Origin of the sequence: Methanobacterium veterum, from assembly GCF_000745485.1 — an archaeon.
In the GTDB taxonomy this organism is placed as follows: domain Archaea; phylum Methanobacteriota; class Methanobacteria; order Methanobacteriales; family Methanobacteriaceae; genus Methanobacterium_D; species Methanobacterium_D veterum.
The window spans coordinates 172,865-191,452 of the sequence record NZ_JQJK01000015.1 but is presented as its reverse complement, the minus strand read 5'-3'; the positions used below and the strand labels follow the sequence as shown (position 1 = coordinate 191,452).

General features: G+C 34.3%; 18 protein-coding genes and 1 pseudogene. 10 read left to right on the top strand and 9 right to left on the bottom strand.

Annotation, left to right across the window (positions count from 1 at the left end; translation table 11 throughout):
- Window positions 1-53 precede the first annotated feature (53 nt).
- The 5 genes and pseudogenes from EJ01_RS08270 to nifH all read right to left on the bottom strand — a co-directional run bounded on the left by EJ01_RS08270 (window position 54) and on the right by nifH (window position 4,481).
- Entirely contained in the window at window positions 54-1,436 is a 1,383-nt protein-coding gene (locus tag EJ01_RS08270; RefSeq protein WP_048082152.1) for a nitrogenase component 1, read from the bottom strand.
- Window positions 1,436-2,788, bottom strand: a pseudogene (locus EJ01_RS08265) (nitrogenase subunit alpha); the annotation flags it as partial. The pseudogene EJ01_RS08265 and the gene EJ01_RS08270, both read right to left, overlap by 1 nt.
- 144 nt (window positions 2,789-2,932) lie before the next feature.
- A complete protein-coding gene (locus tag EJ01_RS08260) occupies window positions 2,933-3,301 on the bottom strand; it encodes a P-II family nitrogen regulator (protein ID WP_048082153.1) in 369 nt (122 codons plus the stop codon).
- A gap of 8 nt (window positions 3,302-3,309) precedes the next feature.
- A complete protein-coding gene (locus EJ01_RS08255; RefSeq protein ID WP_048082154.1) occupies window positions 3,310-3,627 on the bottom strand; it encodes a P-II family nitrogen regulator in 318 nt (105 codons plus the stop codon).
- A 26-nt stretch (window positions 3,628-3,653) separates the two neighbouring features.
- A complete protein-coding gene (gene nifH, locus EJ01_RS08250; RefSeq protein WP_048082155.1) occupies window positions 3,654-4,481 on the bottom strand; it encodes a nitrogenase iron protein in 828 nt (275 codons plus the stop codon).
- Window positions 4,482-4,881: 400 nt separating this feature from the next.
- Here nifH and EJ01_RS08245 point away from each other — a divergent pair, with 400 nt between their 5' ends.
- The 6 genes from EJ01_RS08245 to EJ01_RS08220 all read left to right on the top strand — a co-directional run bounded on the left by EJ01_RS08245 (window position 4,882) and on the right by EJ01_RS08220 (window position 12,563).
- Window positions 4,882-6,456, top strand: a complete 1,575-nt coding sequence (locus EJ01_RS08245; RefSeq protein ID WP_048082156.1) for a hypothetical protein — start codon at window positions 4,882-4,884, stop codon at window positions 6,454-6,456.
- A gap of 317 nt (window positions 6,457-6,773) precedes the next feature.
- On the top strand, window positions 6,774-8,492 hold the full coding sequence (gene oadA, locus EJ01_RS08240; protein ID WP_048082157.1) for a sodium-extruding oxaloacetate decarboxylase subunit alpha: 1,719 nt from the start codon (window positions 6,774-6,776) through the stop codon (window positions 8,490-8,492).
- Window positions 8,493-8,628: 136 nt separating this feature from the next.
- On the top strand, window positions 8,629-9,321 hold the full coding sequence (locus tag EJ01_RS08235) for a class I SAM-dependent methyltransferase (protein ID WP_048082158.1): 693 nt from the start codon (window positions 8,629-8,631) through the stop codon (window positions 9,319-9,321).
- Window positions 9,322-9,447: 126 nt separating this feature from the next.
- A complete protein-coding gene (larC, locus tag EJ01_RS08230) occupies window positions 9,448-10,650 on the top strand; it encodes a nickel pincer cofactor biosynthesis protein LarC (RefSeq protein WP_048082159.1) in 1,203 nt (400 codons plus the stop codon).
- Between the two features lie 22 nt (window positions 10,651-10,672).
- Entirely contained in the window at window positions 10,673-11,338 is a 666-nt protein-coding gene (gene queC / locus EJ01_RS08225; protein ID WP_048082169.1) for a 7-cyano-7-deazaguanine synthase QueC, read from the top strand.
- A gap of 793 nt (window positions 11,339-12,131) precedes the next feature.
- Window positions 12,132-12,563 (top strand): response regulator, encoded by a 432-nt coding sequence (locus tag EJ01_RS08220; RefSeq protein WP_084689183.1) that lies wholly within the window; start codon window positions 12,132-12,134, stop codon window positions 12,561-12,563.
- A gap of 105 nt (window positions 12,564-12,668) precedes the next feature.
- Here EJ01_RS08220 and EJ01_RS16485 read toward each other — a convergent pair whose 3' ends face one another.
- Both EJ01_RS16485 and EJ01_RS08210 read right to left on the bottom strand, forming a co-directional pair.
- On the bottom strand, window positions 12,669-13,235 hold the full coding sequence (locus EJ01_RS16485; RefSeq protein ID WP_169740450.1) for a hypothetical protein: 567 nt from the start codon (window positions 13,233-13,235) through the stop codon (window positions 12,669-12,671).
- A 611-nt stretch (window positions 13,236-13,846) separates the two neighbouring features.
- Window positions 13,847-14,179 carry an MJ1244 family protein gene (locus tag EJ01_RS08210; RefSeq protein ID WP_048082160.1) on the bottom strand — a complete coding sequence of 111 codons (333 nt, stop codon included), beginning with the start codon at window positions 14,177-14,179 and terminating at the stop codon, window positions 13,847-13,849.
- 160 nt (window positions 14,180-14,339) lie between these two features.
- On the opposite strand from EJ01_RS08210, the gene EJ01_RS17515 reads away from it, so the two are divergent.
- The 4 genes from EJ01_RS17515 to upp are packed head-to-tail and all read left to right on the top strand — an operon-like array spanning window position 14,340 to window position 17,431.
- Entirely contained in the window at window positions 14,340-15,392 is a 1,053-nt protein-coding gene (locus EJ01_RS17515) for a phosphatidylglycerophosphatase A (protein ID WP_084691324.1), read from the top strand.
- 13 nt (window positions 15,393-15,405) lie between these two features.
- A complete protein-coding gene (gene cobS, locus EJ01_RS08200; protein WP_048082161.1) occupies window positions 15,406-16,212 on the top strand; it encodes an adenosylcobinamide-GDP ribazoletransferase in 807 nt (268 codons plus the stop codon).
- Window positions 16,213-16,223: 11 nt separating this feature from the next.
- A complete protein-coding gene (locus EJ01_RS08195) occupies window positions 16,224-16,775 on the top strand; it encodes a tRNA (cytidine(56)-2'-O)-methyltransferase (protein WP_048082162.1) in 552 nt (183 codons plus the stop codon).
- A 20-nt stretch (window positions 16,776-16,795) separates the two neighbouring features.
- A complete protein-coding gene (gene upp / locus EJ01_RS08190; protein ID WP_048082173.1) occupies window positions 16,796-17,431 on the top strand; it encodes a uracil phosphoribosyltransferase in 636 nt (211 codons plus the stop codon).
- 6 nt (window positions 17,432-17,437) lie between these two features.
- Here upp and EJ01_RS08185 read toward each other — a convergent pair whose 3' ends face one another.
- Both EJ01_RS08185 and EJ01_RS08180 read right to left on the bottom strand, forming a co-directional pair.
- On the bottom strand, window positions 17,438-17,689 hold the full coding sequence (locus tag EJ01_RS08185) for a hypothetical protein (RefSeq protein ID WP_048082163.1): 252 nt from the start codon (window positions 17,687-17,689) through the stop codon (window positions 17,438-17,440).
- A 31-nt stretch (window positions 17,690-17,720) separates the two neighbouring features.
- Window positions 17,721-18,575, bottom strand: a complete 855-nt coding sequence (locus tag EJ01_RS08180) for a hypothetical protein (protein WP_048082164.1) — start codon at window positions 18,573-18,575, stop codon at window positions 17,721-17,723.
- Between the last annotated feature and the right edge of the window lie 13 nt (window positions 18,576-18,588).

Genomic DNA, 18,588 nt, shown 5'->3' with positions numbered 1-18,588 from the left:
AATAATTTAAAAAAAAATTTAATAGGCTCAATCGAGCCCATCCACATATTAATCTACTGCTGGAGTTTCCAGTGCTCTGGTTCATAGTATTTTTCAAGTACGGTATTAGTTATCAGATCCATAAGATGAATACCACCATTGTATCCCACTATAGGACGTCTGTGGTAACCCACACGGTCATAAACAGGATAACCAACTCTTACCAATGGAATATCATATTCCTTAGCCATGAGCCTTGCATCTGATCCGCCTATCATCAGATCCACCGGATTATCCTTGAGATACACTTCCATGGACCTTAAATCCTGATCAATCATGGTATCTATTTCAGCTCCAGTTTCTTTGGCTACTTTTTCTATGTCTTTAACAAATTCCTGACTTTTAGATCCAGTAAGAACCAGTTTAGGTTCCATACCAAGTTCCCCAACGAACCTTGCTATTCCAGAGGTAATTTCAGGATCTCCATAGATGGCTACTGTTTTATCAAAGAGATATCTTGAAGCTACATCCGCCATGGAATCTATCAGTAAACCTCTTTCATCCAAGATCGAGTCAGGAATATCTTGACCAGTGAGTTTTTTCAAGTTCCTAAGGAATTGATCAGTATTTCGAACACCTATAGGGATTGGACCAAGTTCTGCAGGTACGTTGTATTTTTTCTCCAGAGATAAAGCACCGGAACCAGCATATTTAGTAAGAGATATGGTACCTACACTGTTTGCTGAATCAACGATTTCATCTACAGTTGTCCCCCCTTTTGGATAATATGGCTTGTATTCAGTTGTAGATGGCCTGAGTGGCGCATCAAATGGATCAGAAATATCCGCAAGGACTATGCTTTCAAGATCCATGAGTCTGAGCATATGTTTTATTTCACGTATATCTCCAGGGTTCACCATTCCCGGGATTATATTTATCTTTTCATTGGGTTCTGAAGGTTCAGCTACGTAATCTGCCAAAGCTTTAATTGCATTATCGTAACCTTTAAGGTGTGTTTCAACGAAACTCGGAGTACTTATTGGTACAATTTTTATTTTTTCAACTGCTTCTTCACCAATTTTTTCTTTAAGTTCTCCTTTTGCTGTTTTTATGAACCCAATTACATCATCACCGATGATCTCACTGGAACATGTGGTAATTACACCAATGAAATCAGGTTTAAGCCTTATTGCAACGTTCTGGATACCTTCAACAAGATTTTTTCTTCCGCCAAAAACTGCCGCATCCTCGTGGAGAGAAGTTACAGCAATTTCCGAAGGTTCCCTGAAATGACGAGAGAGGCAGTATCTAACGAATGCTGAGCATCCTTGAGAACCGTGAACTAATGGAACGGCCCTGCTAATCCCAGTAACCGCCCACATTGCTCCCAGCGGCTGACATGTTTTTAGAGGATTAATTGTAGCCATTCTTTCCTTTTCTATAAGATTTACGCTCATTATTTTGCCTCCTCTTCAACGTTTGGTATATCTGGTTCTTCAGTTTCTTCAAATTCAAGCATGTTCCATACAGGATTATAGATGGCTGTGTACATATCCCTTGCAAGGTTTACGAACCCTTCAAATCCAATGTATGGTCCATTTTCATATGAGTGAATCAAGAGACATGGTATTCCTAATTTATGGACAAAATACTTCTCTTTTACACCACCCATAATCAGATCTATATCATAGTCTTCAATTAGCTCTTCCAGTTCCAGTGCATTAGGATCGTCTATTACAAGTTTTCCTTCATCTAACCTGCTTTTCATCTTTTCAAACCCATCTTCGTGTTCAAACATAGATGAAACACCAGTGACATCCATATCTAACTCTTCCTGTAATGGGACAGAAAGGTGATAACTTTTAGGCCCCCCAGAAAAGATAAATGCTTTTTTTCCGGCTAATTTCTTTCTATAAAATTCTAATTCTGGACCTACTTCAGCCATTTTTTTAGCAATCAATTCATCTGCTTTATCTTCCAGACCAAAGAATTTTGCTACAGTTTTTAAGTTTTCTGCACAGTATTTGGTACTGAAAAAGTCAGTTTTCATGTAAGGGACGCCGTATTTGTCCTCTATCATTTTTGCTATGTAGGTAGATGATCTCTGACACCTTACTACGCTTAATTTTGCCCTGTGCATCCATCCTATTTCATTATGACAGCAGTCACCTGTGAAAGTACTCAAGACATTTATTCCTATTTCTTTAAAGTAGTCTTTAAGCAACCAGAGGTCCCCGTCGATGTTGTACTCACCAATAAGATTTATATCATAGGGAGTAGTTGCGGGAGGTTCTGTTGTACCTACCAATTTACTAAATAAAACATTGTTTCCAATAGTATGACCTTTAGATTGGGTTGGTCCAGCAAAACCTGGTGCATTAAATGCTATGATCGGTTTACCTAATTCTTCTTCCATTTCTTTGGCTACGGCGTCCAGATCATCTCCTATAAGTCCAGTAGTACATGTTGCATAAAGATAAATTGCACTTACAAATGGGAATTCTTTATTGGTGTCAAGAATTGCTTGACGCAACTTTTTCATCCCCCCAAATACTACATCTGACTCCTGTAAATCTGTTCCAATAATATATTTAATGTTAAAATCCTTTATAGGGAATTGACTGCCGTCGGGCATATCTGTGGTTGTTGGATACCTTTTTGTTCCATAACCGTAAGCTGTACATCCTACAGGAGAGTGTACAATATGAGCTACGTCTTTTATAGCTCCAGTTATAACACCTTTGGCTCCAGCAAATGCACATCCCCTCTCTGTCATAGAACCTGGTATTGTTTTAGAATTACATTTAGGAAGACAGTCCTCAGGATCCCCTCAGTGTTTTACATATGTGTGTTCTTTCCTCTCAGGGATAGGTTTAGACACATCAAAAAGTTTGAAAGGCATGTTTACTCTCCTTAAATTTAATTATAACTACAGGAGTGCAATTTTGTTAATTTACAAAATTGCGTCTTCTCCTGATTCTTTTGTTCTAACTCTAACTGCGTCTTCTATGGGACAAACAAATATTTTACCGTCTCCAATTTGACCCGTTTTATTTACTTTCATTATAGATTCAACCACCAAAGAGGCATCTTCATCAGGGACAACCAGCGATATCATCCTTTTAGGAATATAACGCATGCTTCCTTCTTCTTCACGAAGATCTTTATTCTGGATAGCAAAGGTCACTTCCCCCACGATTGCTTTCTGTCTTCCCCTTCCAAAAACTGCATTTGCAGTCATAGATGAAAATCCTAAAGCATCGAGAACCTCCTTTGTCCTGTTGATTTTATTAGGCCGAATAATTGCTATTATTTCTTTCATAAAGACCCTCATAGCCCTTTACTTCGAGTTCTTACAGTATAAGCTTCTTCCACAGGACTTATGAAGATTTTTCCATCCCCGAAGTTTCCAGTGAATGCAGTTTCATTGATAATCTCAATTATATCATCAATTTCTTCAGATGGTGTTACCAGTAAAAGCATCACCTTTGGAAGTTCGTCATAGTATATATTGTCCAGGCGAATTCCTTTCTGCTTACCTCTTCCAATAACATCCATTTTAGTTAAAGCCACGTGTCCTGCATTAGATAATGCATCTACGACTTCTTCTACCTTATCTGGTCTCAGTATAGCCCTTATCATTTTCATGTTATTCTCTCCATTAATTACACTGATTAATCCATTAAACCATAGCTTACAACCATTTCTTCTAATTCATCCATGGTCATCGGATCTGGAATTACGAAATTATCGTTTTCTATAATTTTACGGGCTAATTCCGAATATTCATGAGCTTGACTGCATTCTGCATCAAAATCCACTACTGTCCTTTTGTTAAATTCTGCTTTTTGTACGATGTTATCCCTTGGGACAAAATGGATCATCTGAGTACCGATACGTTTACAAAACTCTTCCAGGAGTTCTTTTTCTCCATCCACATTCCTACTGTTACAGATTATTCCACCAAGTCTCACACCGCTCTGTTCAGCGTATTTTACCATACCTTTACACAGGTTATTTGCTGCGTAAAGCGCCATCATTTCTCCAGATGCTACAATATAAATTTCTTCGGCTTTACCATCTCTGATAGGCATTGCAAACCCACCACAAACAACGTCACCAAGAACATCGAAGAAAACGAAGTCATTGTCATCATAGACTTTCATATGTTCCATGATGGTAATTGCAGTGATTACACCACGACCGGCACAACCAACACCCGGTTCAGGACCTCCAGATTCGACACATTTTATGTCTTTAAAACCGGTTGACATAACATTGTCGAGATCCATACACGCTTCTTCTCCTTCTTCCCTAAGGGTGTCCATCATGGTGGTCTGCATTTTTCCCCCAAGAATCATTCTTGTACTATCTGCTTTAGGGTCGCAACCATGAATCATAACCCTCTGGTTGTGGAAATGAGCCATAGCTGATGCTGTATTTTGAGTAGTTGTGGACTTTCCAATTCCACCTTTTCCATAAATTGCGATTTTTCTTACCATAATAGACCTCATTCTTTTGTTTTTAAATGAATTTGAATTTTTTTTGATTTTTTCCTCATGCCGGAATAAGGAAACATACTTCCGACAACAACACTTATGTTTTTATCCCATATAAATGTTTCGAAGGATCCATTTTTGTACCAATTAAAGGCCTATCGAAGCGTATTTTATTGCAATTCAATTAAAATCTTAAAAAATAAAATTCATCAAATTCATGTTACTTTTATGTCCTAAACTTATCTGCAACTGAATAATTTTTAAAACCTTGACTATTTAGCACATTTACTATAGATATAATATACAGTTTTTGCAAAACATAAATTAGTTAATTAACATTATCATAGTGCTTTTGCTTCAGGTCTATAATTCCTTTATTAAGTTATTTATTCAACGTGGTACAATGAACTTAAAGAAAATATACAGTATATCATTTATTATCCCTGCAATAGCAATATTTTTTATAGCTTTAATTCCAACGTTGAAATACGGGTGGCCTTTAAGCTGGGATATAATTTACCACGTGCAGTATGCAAAAATATACACCCAATACGGTTTTGTATTAACAGATCCACTCTTAAATGCACCATATGGACAAAACATAAACTATCCTCCTATTTTTCATTTTCTAATTGCAGGTCTAGGAACCCTTCTAAAAATAGATTATTTCCAGATTGCAAGGTTTATGCAGCCATTTTTAGCTATGTTTATCGTTTTATCTACGTCCTATGTTGCAAACAAATTTTATGGTAAAATTGCAGGCATTTCTACAGGGTTTTTAATAATATCAAGCTATTTAATTAGCAGAATTATTTTACCCCTGCCAGAAAATCTTGCTTTAATATTTTTACCACTTGCAGTTTACTTTTATTACAAGTCCCTTGAAGAAGGAGTTTTAAAATATGCACTCATAGCAGGGTTTATATTTATTTTAACCCTTTTGACACACTTAGTAGCTCCAGAAGTGTTATTATTAGTAGTTACCCTATTTACAATACTTACTTTAATTTTAAACAGGGATATTTCTGTTTTAAAAAATTATGGTGTATTTCTGTCATTTTCATTGATTTTACTAATTACAGGGTTAATTGCACTTCTTTTATTGAAACCAGATCTTTTTAGCAGCATAACACACCAAGGATTAGCCCTAGTTAGCTCCGGAATTAGATTAAATTATAACCAACCCATGGGTGCATTAGCCTACATCAAAAATATTGGAGTATTAGTTTTAATATTTGCAGTCATTGGAGGTATTTTTGCACTTAAAAAAATTGAAAGAAAACATATCTTTATATTTATATGGATTTTAGCTATGTTTTTATTAAGCAATGCTTACTGGTTCGGCATTAATACTGTAACTTACAGGGTTTTGATATATTTACTTATACCACTTTCAATACTTGGAGGATTTGGATTAAGCCAGGTTTATTACAAGTTAAAATATTACAATATATTTTCATCCAGGCCATTTAGATCATTGTTTTTAATAAGTATTTTTGCGTTATCTACTTTTTTAGGTGTTTTAACTGTTGAAGATCCTGAAATAGCAATCTTTGGATCCACAACCAAATTTGGATATATTCAGATTTCTCCTCCGGGTGATTCAGAGATAGATATGGCAAAATGGTTTGATGAAAACGGGAATAAAAGCAGATCCGTTCTTGTATCTAATATTTATGCAGGATATTTCTTAGCTACTGAATCTGAAATGCCAATTCATTTTAAGTTTGAAAACTTCAATAACAGCACACCAAAATCTGTTTTTGAAAAAGAAAAGATAGGTTATATTGTTTATGATAAAAGGTTAACTTTTACATCTGAAAATAAAACTATAGATATGAAACTGGCCTATTCCTTATTTGGGCCTCTTTACTATTTCAACAAAGATATTCATACACATATTAACGAAATAATTCCAGATTACGCCAAAGTAGTATATGAGAATGATGATTTCATAATTTGCCAGGTTGAATATTGAATTTGTTATAAACTTGAATAATAAAGAGAATAATTACAGATTATAATTATATGATTTCATAATTTGTTGTGTAATATTTTAAATTTCAGGAAATAAGTTTAAATATAAGATAACCGAACTATGTTAAGGTGAAATACACTATGTTATAATTAGAGGCAGTATTATCTACTACCTTAATTAGCTTAATTAATGATCTACTTTTAAAAAAATTTTACATACCCATCATAACTTAAAGAAATAGGGTATATATGACAGTTTAGACTAACTATATAAAGACTGATTATAATGATATATTCAAACTTACCGTGAGGGTCACTATGAAAAAGATAGAAATCATAGAAACAGCATTCAGAGATGCACATCAATCTCTCTTGGCGACAAGGATGCGAACTAGAGATATGTTGCCAATTGCTGAAGAAATGGACAAAGTAGGATTTTTTTCAATGGAAGCATGGGGTGGGGCAACATTTGATACATGCATACGCTATTTAAATGAAGACCCATGGGAAAGGCTTATAGAACTTAAAGAACACCTTAAAAAAACTCCTATTCAAATGTTACTTCGTGGTCAAAATTTGGTAGGGTATAAACATTACCCTGACGATGTAGTACGAAAATTTGTTGAGAAATCCTATGAAAATGGAGTAGATATTTTCAGAATATTCGATGCATTAAACGATATAAGAAACATGGAATACTCCATTAAAGTTGCAAAAGAACAGGATGCACACGTACAGGGAGTAATCTCATATACAGTAAGTCCTTTTCATACCGTGGAAAAATATGTAGAATTTGCAAAAGAATTAGAAGCATTAGAATGTGATTCAGTAGCCATAAAAGATATGGCGGGTTTAATAACACCACATGATACTTATGAATTAATAACTGCCCTTAAAGAAGAAACAAATCTAAAAATAAACTTACACTGTCACTGCACAAGCGGTATGACACCTATGAGTTACTATGCTGCCTGTCAAGCAGGAGTAGATATTTTGGATACTGCTATTTCACCTCTTTCATGGGGTACATCCCAGCCGCCAACTGAAAGTATGGTAGCAGCCCTTCAGGGTACTCCTTACGATACAGGACTTGACCTAAAACTTCTTACAAATATCAAAAAGTATTTTGAAGAAATACGCAAAAAGTACAGCAGTATTTTAGATCCTATTGCTGAAAAAGTAGATACAGAAGTTTTAATTTATCAGATACCCGGCGGAATGCTGTCAAATTTTGTATCACAGTTAAAGGTTCAAAATGCACTTGATAGATACGAGGACGTGCTTGAAGAGGTACCGCGAGTTAGAAAAGACCTTGGATATCCTCCTCTTGTAACCCCAACAAGCCAGATAGTTGGAATTCAAGCAGTTATGAATGTATTAGGTGGGGAAAGATATAAATCCGTCACTAAAGAGGTTAAAGATTACCTGAAAGGATTATACGGAAAACCTCCTGCACCTGTTGACGAAGATATCCGGAAGAAAATCATTGGGGATAAAAAACCAATAACTGTAAGACCTGCTGACTTACTTAAACCTCAACTTGAAAAATGCAAAGAAAAAGGAGAAGAGTTAGGAATTATCAAAAAAGAAGAAGATATTTTAACCTATGCTCTCTATCCTGCAGTTGCTCCAAAATTCTTACGTGGTGATTGCGAAGAAGAACCACTTGCACCACCTGTAGAAGCTGAGGCAAGTGAAGCACCTAAAGGAATTCCTACAGAATACGCTGTAGATGTAGATGGTGAAATCTTCAATGTAAAAGTGAAACCAGTAGGTTACATGGAAATAGAAGCAGAAGGTACTCAAGGACCTACAGGCCCTGTTGAAGGAGGAGTAACTTCTACAATGCAGGGAATGATCCTTAAACTCAAAGTTGATAAAGGAGATAAGGTGAATGAAGGGGATGTAGTTGCTGTCTTAGAAGCTATGAAAATGGAAAATGATATCCATGCTACAAGCTCTGGAACTGTAGAGGAAATCTTCATTAAAGAAGGGGACACCGTAAATGCCGGAGATACTTTAATGGTAATTAAATAAAACCACATTCCCTTTTTTATAATTCTTTTTTAAATTCAATAGCTCATTTTAAATCCACTAAAATTCTAATATTATACTAAAAAAAGTATAATACTTAACAATTAACTGTATCATTTAATCTTAAAGGTGAATTATTTTGAAAAAAAGCGATAAAGTAAAAGCTCATTTTGAAGAAGAATCCTCCGAATTTGATGAAGTTATCCTTAAATTAATTCCACATTATAAAGACATGATAAATACATTAATCAGTTCTATTCCCTATGAACAGGATGCTCCTGTAAAAGTTCTTGACCTTGGCTGCGGTACTGGAACTGTAACCCAAACATTGAAGAAACAATTTAAAAATGCCAAAGTAACATGTCTTGATTTAGCTGAAAATATGATAGAAATGGCTAAATTAAAATTACATGATTACACTGATATAGAATATACGGTAGGTGATTTTTATGAGTATAATTTCACCGAAAAATATGATGTAATTGTTTCTTCACTGGCACTGCACCACCTTGCAACAGATGAAGACAAGAAAGGATTTTACAAAAAAATATATGAAGCTCTGACCCACGGAGGAATATTTTTAAACGCAGACGCTGTTTTAGCATCAAATAAACAGTTGCAGAAAATATATACTGCCAAATGGAAAGAATTCATGAACTTAAGCATCAGCATGGAAGAAATAGAAGAAAAATGGGTACCTGCTGCCGAAACAGAAGATCATCCCGCAAAAATAACTGATCATATTGACTGGCTTCGTGAAATTGGTTTTAAAGATGTGGATATACTCTGGAAATATTACCATCTTGCAGTTTATTGCGGATTCAAACAGTAATCACTAAATTCGTCAAATATGTTTGAGTTTAAAGAAATATCAATCTTAATCTATTAAAATTATTGAATATAATTAAGATACAATTGCAGTCTTTAAAAAATAGCAGCTTCAAAGGAAATTGATATAATGGTAGTTATTTTAGATCCTCAAAATTCAGGAATATCTGGAAACATGGTGCTAGGCGCACTTATAGATCTAGGGGTAGATGCAGAAGAAGTAGCAGAAGTTATGGAAAACTATGCTTCTCATTTTGGGGATATCCGAATTAAAATAGATAAGACCAAAAAATCCGGCATTTCTGCCACATATGCAGATATTGAATGTGAAGACAAAAATTCTATTGGTTATGCAGAGCTCATTGAGACTCTAAATAAAGTGAAATATAAAATTAGTCCTGAAGTTTTGGAATTTGCAAAAAAAGTATTCAAAACAGTTGCAGAAGCGGAATCTACAGTTCATGGTACAAGTTTAGATAAAATACACTTCCATGAAGTTGGAGCTGCAGATGCTGTGGCGGACATCATCGGTTCTGCTTATTGTTTCTATAAACTAGGGCTTGATTCAAAAAAAGTTTATGGAATGCCTGTTGCACTTGGTGGGGGCAGAATTAACAGCATGCATGGAAAATTAAGTGTTCCTGCACCTGCAACTCTTGAAATACTCAAAAATATTCCATCATTTGGAGGGCCTGTTAATTACGAGCTAACAACTCCCACAGGAGCAGCTCTTTATGTAAACATGGTGGATGAGATCTGTGATTTTTACCCTCTGGTTACAAACAGCAGGATCGGGTACGGGGCAGGAAAAAGAGACCTTGAAATACCAAATGTTTTAAGGGTTGTAAAGGGAGAATCTATTGTTCCGACAGATAAAGTGTCTATTCTTGAGACTAACCTCGATACCGTAACAGGAGAAGTTATTGGCCACACATTTGATAAGCTTATGGATGCTGGGGCTTTAGATATCAGCGTGATTCCAGTATTAATGAAAAAAAATAGACCAGGACATCTTTTAAGAGTAATAACAAAGCCAAAAGACAGCAGCACAGTATCTGAAGCGATTATAAGGGAAACTGGAACACTTGGAGTTAGAGTATTACCCTATGTCCATAGAAATATTGTGAAAAGAGAAATTGTACCTCTAAAATTAGATATTGGTGGGCTAGAACACGATATACAGATTAAAATTGGAATGATTGGGGAAGAGGTAATAAATTACAGCCCAGAATATGAAGATGCCAAAAAAATAGCCGGTGAAACTGGCGTGCCTCTAAAAGATGTTATGAAAAGGGCCAATAATGCTTTTAAGAAATTATTGGACAATTATTAATTATAAAATTCGGTGTGATATAATGGAAAACAAATCAAAAGCTATATCTGTCCTTTCGGGAGGGCTCGATTCAACCGTTGCAACAGCATATTACAATGACAAATATGAAATCCATGCGATAACGTTTAACTACGGTCAAAGAAGTGCAGAAATGGAAATTAAGTCTGCAAGAGCAGTGTGTGAAAAATTAGGGATTGAACACAGCGTTCTAGATCTTCCCTGGCTTAAAAAACTTGGAAAGTCAGCTTTAACTTCTGACGCAGAGGTCCCAGAACTTAAAATGGATGAACTCGACAGCAAGGAAATTTGTGATGAAACAGCTCGAAAAGTATGGGTTCCTGGGCGAAATGTAGTTTTTACAGCCATAGCAACATCTTTTGCAGAAGCTCTAAATGCAGAAAAGATCATCGTAGGATGGGACTTAGAAGAAGCGGCTACATTCCCAGATAACTCAAAAGAGTTCTTAGATGCATTTAATAATGTCCTTGAAATTGGTACACTTGAAGGTGTAAAAATTGAAGCTCCAGTTATAAACATGAGCAAAACTGAAATAGTTAAGCTCGGTATGGAAATAGATGCACCTATGGATTTAAGTTATTCATGTTATATGGGTGAAGAGAAACCTTGCGGTACTTGTGAATCATGTATGAGACGGATAAGAGCTTTTAAAGATGTTAAAATGATTTAGGCTCATATATCTATAAAGTTATGTTTAAACCATCTAATTAATAATCAGGGCATGACATTACTGAAAAGGGCATTTACAATGCCATTCGACATATAAACTACTGAAAATATTACAATCATGCCTGCTTTTATGTTACAAAACCTGTGAATTTTAACAGGTTTTTAAAATATAGTCAAAATAATCAAAGATTTTTGGATTAAAATTGTTATATTATCCCCATTTTAACCATAGTTTTCAATAAATGAAATAAATCTAAATTTTGATATATTCTACCTTTTTAGATATTATAAAGATTTAATTTTAATTTTTAAATTAAGTTTCATGTTTATTATATCCCTATTTATTTTTCATTTCCACAATATGCATCTTATATTCCATTAAACCTTTTTTATCCCCCCAATTATGAAAGTTTTAGAAAAGTATTAATATTTCAATCATACATATTAATCTATAGTGGTACATTATTAATACATCCCATTATAGAGAGAAACTAAATAAAATGTTTAAAAAAAGATGCATTAAATCTTAAAAAAATAAATATAGTCCCCTATTCAAACATACCTGTTAAATATTCATTAAAGAAAAGTATTCTTTCTAATAGACAAATATAAACATAAAAACGTTAATAAATCATTAATTAAAGAATTGCAAACTACATGGAGTTTAATTAAAAAAAATAAATAAATGCTTTTCACCCTATTTAAACAGAGTATAAAGCTGATATCTGGAAACCAGCAGCTAATATATAGAATAGTACACTATTTAACACGTGAATTTAATTTATGGTGGTAAATTGATAGGTAAAACAGTTGAAATTTTACTTGTAGAAGATAATCCTGCAGATGCCCGTCTTGTAATGGAAGTTTTTAAGGATTTTAAAATAAATAACAAATTATATCATGTAAAAGACGGTGTAGAAGCTATGGACTATCTGCAGCATAGTGGTGAATATGCAGATACTTCAAAACCAGACTTAATATTGCTTGATTTGAATTTACCTCGAAAAGATGGGCGTGAAGTTTTAAAAGAAATAAAAGAAGATGAAGAACTTAAATGTATTCCAGTAGTCATTTTAACCACTTCAAGTGCTGAAGACGATATTTTAAAAACTTATTGCAACCATGCCAACTGTTACATCATAAAACCAGTGGACTTTGACCAGTTTATAAAAGTTATACAATCAATAGAAAGTTTCTGGCTTACCATGGTAAAGTTACCAAGCTAAGTCCAAAGTTATAAATTAGCTAATTTTAAAAACGTTCATGTTTGCAGGTTCACAAAACTGTTGATTTTGTACGGAAAAATAGAAAATTGGAGCTGGAATTAAGATTTACATCCCAGCTATCCATAGGCCCTCAATTTTAAATGAATCAAATTTATCTTTATCGATTCTATATAACTTATTTCCAATGAGCAGTTCAACCGTCTCATCTTCATAATCCTGCGCTTTTACTTTAGGAACATTTGAATCCGTTTTTTGAGTTACTTTTGTTGTATTCTGTGGAACAATAGTTTTTCCTGTGAAATATCCATTTTTAACTTCTTTTCCGTTGATTACTCCATTATACGGGATTAAATAAAATCCTCTATTATCATGAGATTTTCCATGAATTAAACAGAAATCCATATCTGTTACTGTGCTGTACCACATACCCTCAGGTGAAGTCCATGAAGAAGGGCCTTCTTCAAATGCAAGAGTTCCATAGGTATGCGATGATGGGTCATAATTGTAGAAAACCCTAGTATGGTAATTGTAATTTGCTCCCAAACTACAACTACATTTACCTGTTGCCATAACATACTTCGATGTTATTTTAACATTATAAGCACCAATTCCATGAGCCGAAACAGCTGCAGGACTCATAATAAGAAGCGCTGCAATCGAAAACAGCGCCAATAGCGTACTTGCTTTAATTTGTCGCTTAATATAATCACACTCCATATGTTTTTTTGGTTCAGTTGATTGGTTGGTGCCACTAGGGTTAGGTACCCCTGAACCAGTTGGAGCATAATTAACACCTCCGTATAAACTTAGTAATAATTTGTATTACTCAATATAAATATTTTATGAAATTCATCCCAAAATAGATATGATTATTTACTTAATATGATTTTTTGAAATAGAAATAGGGGAATTGAATTTTTAATATGTTTTAATATATAAATTTTACCCTTTTTTTGAAATTTATAAAATAAAAATAGTTTTTAATCCAATAAAATATCTAATATTTTAACTAAAAATTAAAAAGATATTATATTGTTCAAAATTTTAAAATTAATATATTTTAACATTAATTAATGATTTAAAATGCTTTAAAACGCTGCTATTTTAAAATAGAGTCAATTAATGCCAATTTAAATATATAAATCGATCAGACATATAAATTATTATTATAAATTTATTTTAGGAAAAATAAGGTAAAATTAAGCATGATGACATTATTAAGACTTATTTTAGAAAAGAGAAAAACATAAAATAAATTAATAACTGATATTTACATCAAGTTATTAATTTTTACCGTCGCTTATAATTATCCTGCGTATTGGAACTTCTAAAATAGTGTATTTTTCGCCCATAAGAGCCTCACGGACCATTTTTACTATTTCATCCACTTTTTCTTCATCCACAACACTGCAGATAAGCATCGCATTCTTTGCATGATCTTTGATCATCTTTATTGCAGACTCCGGATCCTCCTTTATAGAAAATCCCTTCCAATCCTGGGGAGACATACCCTTATATTCCAAAATATAAAATCCAGTTATTCCCGCATCAGTTAGAGCATTCATAGCTTTACCTAAATTTCTTATCTCAACAAAGACCCTCAGATGAACTTTCATGCCATCACCTTCTCTATATATTCATATGTTCTGCCCACCTATTATAATATTGGTGACTGTGAATATAATATCAACTTCAAGATTCAAGCTGGAAACCACAAAATTCTTGAAATCAGAATTTAAATTGACCAGCTTCAGTAAATAACCTTATGGTGATTTAATGGATAAAATATGTATCAAAGATGCTCAAATTAATATAAAAAGCGACGCTTTTATAATCCAAAGAGAAAAGGGGTTTTTATCTTTAAGTAATGTTAACAATAATTTTTCAACTATCAAAACTATAATAAACCATTCGTCTTGTAATGATATTCAAAATAAAGAAGAATATATCCACAAATTCCTTGAAAATAAAAATGTGCTGAATCCCGCATCAGTAATCTTAACAGGCGCCAGCATTAGCAAGTCAGCCGTTGAAACATCCGATTATGTAACAGCCATAGTTTCATCCCATGCATTTAACCTATTGGACACAAAAGAAGTAGTTAATACTAATTATGATGACAAAATATCCATAAGCACAATATTAATTATAAATAATGATCTAAGTTATAAATCACTTTTAAACGTATATTCATGTGCAGAAAGAGCTAAAGTAGCAGCATTATGGGATTTAGATGTTCGAAATTCTTCAGGAGACATATCTACCGGAAATCTTAATGATTCACTAATTGTAGCCTGTACTGGAAAAAATGAAGAAGAAATTGACAACGCAGAACTTCAAACTTTAGTTATGAAATGCGTCAGAAAAGCCACAAAAAAAGCTATTTTAAATTCAGGATATAAAAAAGAAGTTTTAGATTATATAGAAGGAATAGGCATCAAAATAGAAGACCTTGTTGATGCTGGAATGGAACTATGTGTAGGCGTAGAAAAAAGCGAAGAGCTATACGAAAAGTTACATAAGCAGATATTAAAGTCTCTAAAAGATCTGAATGTTGTATCATTCATAATTGCAGGAATAAGGCTTGAAGAAGATTACGCAAAACATAGAGTAACAGGAATAAATGTAGATGATGATCCCGCATACCTATATTCCGATGAAGTCTTTGGAATGTCTGTAGCAAATCAAATTGCCGGGACCAAAGCAATATTTAATTTTAAACGATATGATGAGGAAAAACCAGGCATAATCGGCAAACTTGGCCCCGTACTTGATGATGTATTTGCAGGGCTTATTGCAGGGTGCATGTCCAAGATATTTGAAGAATGATCGGGGAATGATCATGAGCGACAAAAGAGTACTGAATGTAGAATACGAAAAATCACACCCTGCATTAAATTCATCTAAACTTAGAGGGATAGCAGGACTTATTTCATTTTCAACAGTTATCCCCCTAAATATTCATACTACCATTGAGGAAATGGCAGCTTTCACATGGTTCTGGCCTGTAATTGGCGGCTTGATTGGAATATTTGTAGGAGCAGTTGGATTTATATCTTTGAACCTGCTTCACCTATCCCCACTTATCACAGCAGCCCTAGTTTACAGTTTTGCAATATGGTTTACTGGATTCCACCACCTGGACGGGCTCATGGATATGGGTGATGGGCTCATGGTACACGGAGACCACCAAAAAAAGATTCAAGTTATGAGGGACATGATGGTCGGGACTGGAGGTATCTCCCTATTTTTTATAGTTGCCATAATTACATTTTCAGCAATTAATGCTATTCCTGCAGGTTTAATATTTTTGGTACTTTTAATTTCGGAGGTAGCTGCAAAAACAAGCCTTATAACCTGTGCAACATTTTCAAAACCGTTTCCAGATGGAACTGGAAGATTATTTATAGAATCAATGAACATAAAATTATTAGTACTGTCATTTATTTTAACGTCAATAATTGGATTTTTAGCCATAAGTATCACAGGAATCCTTGGAATAATTGGAGGGATAATTGCTGGCGCCGCAGTTGCTGCTGTAGCTTCAAAACAGTTTAAATATGCAACAGGAGATATTTTAGGGGCTTCCAATGAAATAGGGCGTTTAGTATCCCTTATAGTAATGACTACTGTTTTAATATACATATAAGAGCTGATAGAGTGAAAATCAATGTTTTAAGACTTGACCACAGACAAAAAAGAGATGCACGAATAACAACCCACGTTTGCCTGACAGCAAGAGCTTTTGGAGCGGACGGAGTAATCTTAAATGGAGACGAAGATACAAAACTCATGGAAAACGTCAAAGATGTTGCTAAACGTTGGGGTGGTCAATTTAAAGTAGATTATAAAAAGAATTATGAAAACCTCATAGATGAATGGAAAAACAATGGTGGAGAAGTAGTTCACCTCACAATGTACGGGTCTCAGGTCCATGAAGTTGTAAGTGATATTAGAAAATCACCAAAGGACAAGCTTGTAGTGGTTGGAGGTTCAAGAGTCCCTACCAAAGTATATAAAGAAGCCGACTGGAATGTTTCTGTAACTTCGCAGCCCCATTCAGAAGTATCATCCCTTGCAGTCTTTTTGCACATGTTATTTGAAGGAAAAGAGCTGGATAAAGAATTTGAAGGCGGCAAGATGAAGGTCATACCCACCGCTGAGGGTAAAAGGGTCATAATAAATGATAATGAAGAAGAAAAAATAGAATGATATCAATGCAGGCGTATCCCATGTTAAAAGTAGTTGAGCATGCAGTTGTACAGAAAAATCTCACCAGAATAAGGGACAAAAATATAGACCGCGTCCATTTCAGGCAGGGAATTATTGAAATTGGACGGTTAATGGGATACGAATATGCAAATACTTTAGAAAAAGAGCCTGTAACTGTAAATACCTCTCTGGGAGTTGCAGAAGGCATCAAAATTAAAGACATTGACAACATAGTAGTTGTAAGTGTTTTAAGGGCTGCAATTCCCTTGGTTGAAGGAATATCCCAAGTATTTAAAGAGGCAGAATATGGGGTTATCGGCGCCTGGAGGAGTGAAGAACCGCCATTTAATGCAAAGATAGACTATATTAAACTGCCAGATTTAGAAAATAAAATTGTGATAGTTGCAGACCCCATGCTTGCAACAGGCCACACATTGAATGCTATTTTAAATGAAATTAAAAAGAGGGGCACGCCTAAAAAAATTGTAATTTTCAGTGTTATCTCAGCAGAGCCGGGAATAGCAAAAATATTCAAAAATCATCCTGAAATTGAAATATACACCTGTTCAGTTGATGAAAAGCTCAACCAGGATGGCTATATTGTTCCAGGTCTTGGAGATGTTGGAGATCTGTGTTTTGGGAAGCCGTGTTTATAATGTATTTTAGTTTGGAATCACTACTTCATAACCCTCATAGTTTATATAAACAATAGAAGTAGGATTGACAGGATCGTCTACATGGAAGTATCCGCCATTTGCATAAATCATCGTACTAACTCTAGAAATAGGATTGTCAGGGAAGTCTATTAACTCATTACTATCTGGATCTTCAACTGTGATCTTTTTAGCCGCATCACCAGGATACTTAATATAAGTTGCTATATCATCGGTGAAGTACCTGCAGTTTGCAATCATATTCATCTGCTTTAAGTTTAGATTTAGGAAGTTAAAGCGTCACAATCCCAATTAAAAACTGTGAAACACCAAACAAAACAAAAGCCAACACAAACATGAATAAAAACCCTTTTTTAGTTCTCAACTCAATAGGAACAATCCTATTAAGCTTATCCGGAAACAAATACACTGTCTGCAGTAATAAACCCAGAATAATAGTGAAAATAGCAGCCTCTAAAGGTGGCGTTCCACTGGTGAAGTGTAATTGTATTCCTGAAAACCCACGGCCAACAGTATATAAACCTACAGCCGATGCAAGAATCCAGTAAGAGAGAGGCATAAAACCAAAACCCTTAACAGTCTCAGTAACTACCCTTCCCTCTCCAGAAGAAAGTTCCTTACCATCAGGTAAAACCACTTTATCAGGTAAAACTGCCTTACCTTTAGGAATTAATATACTATCATCACTAAATGTTTTAATTCTAAAAAACATTCCCAAAATAGGATAAACCAGTGCAACAGCACCGCCTAACCCAAACCAGAAATTGCCAGATGTTAAACCTAATGCCAACATTAAAAAGAAAAATGCAGGCGCCGAAAGAGTAAAAAGAATTATATAACCCTGATAAGAATACGGAAATGGTGATTGGAAAGGTTTCAATCCATATTTACTGTCCAGTTGATCCCAATAATATACATAAAAAATCCATGCAATTAAAAAAAAACAGAGGGCAAAAAAGAAGGGCAAATAATGTAATTTCATAAGATTAGCGAAAATATAAGAAAGTAAATATAAAATAGGTATACCTAAAACCACATTAAGTAGAATATGAATTTTCCTTTCTTCCCCATCTAACTTCCAAGGTTCATTTGTAAAAAATATCGAAAAATAATTTTTAACTGCCATCTAATCTCTCCAA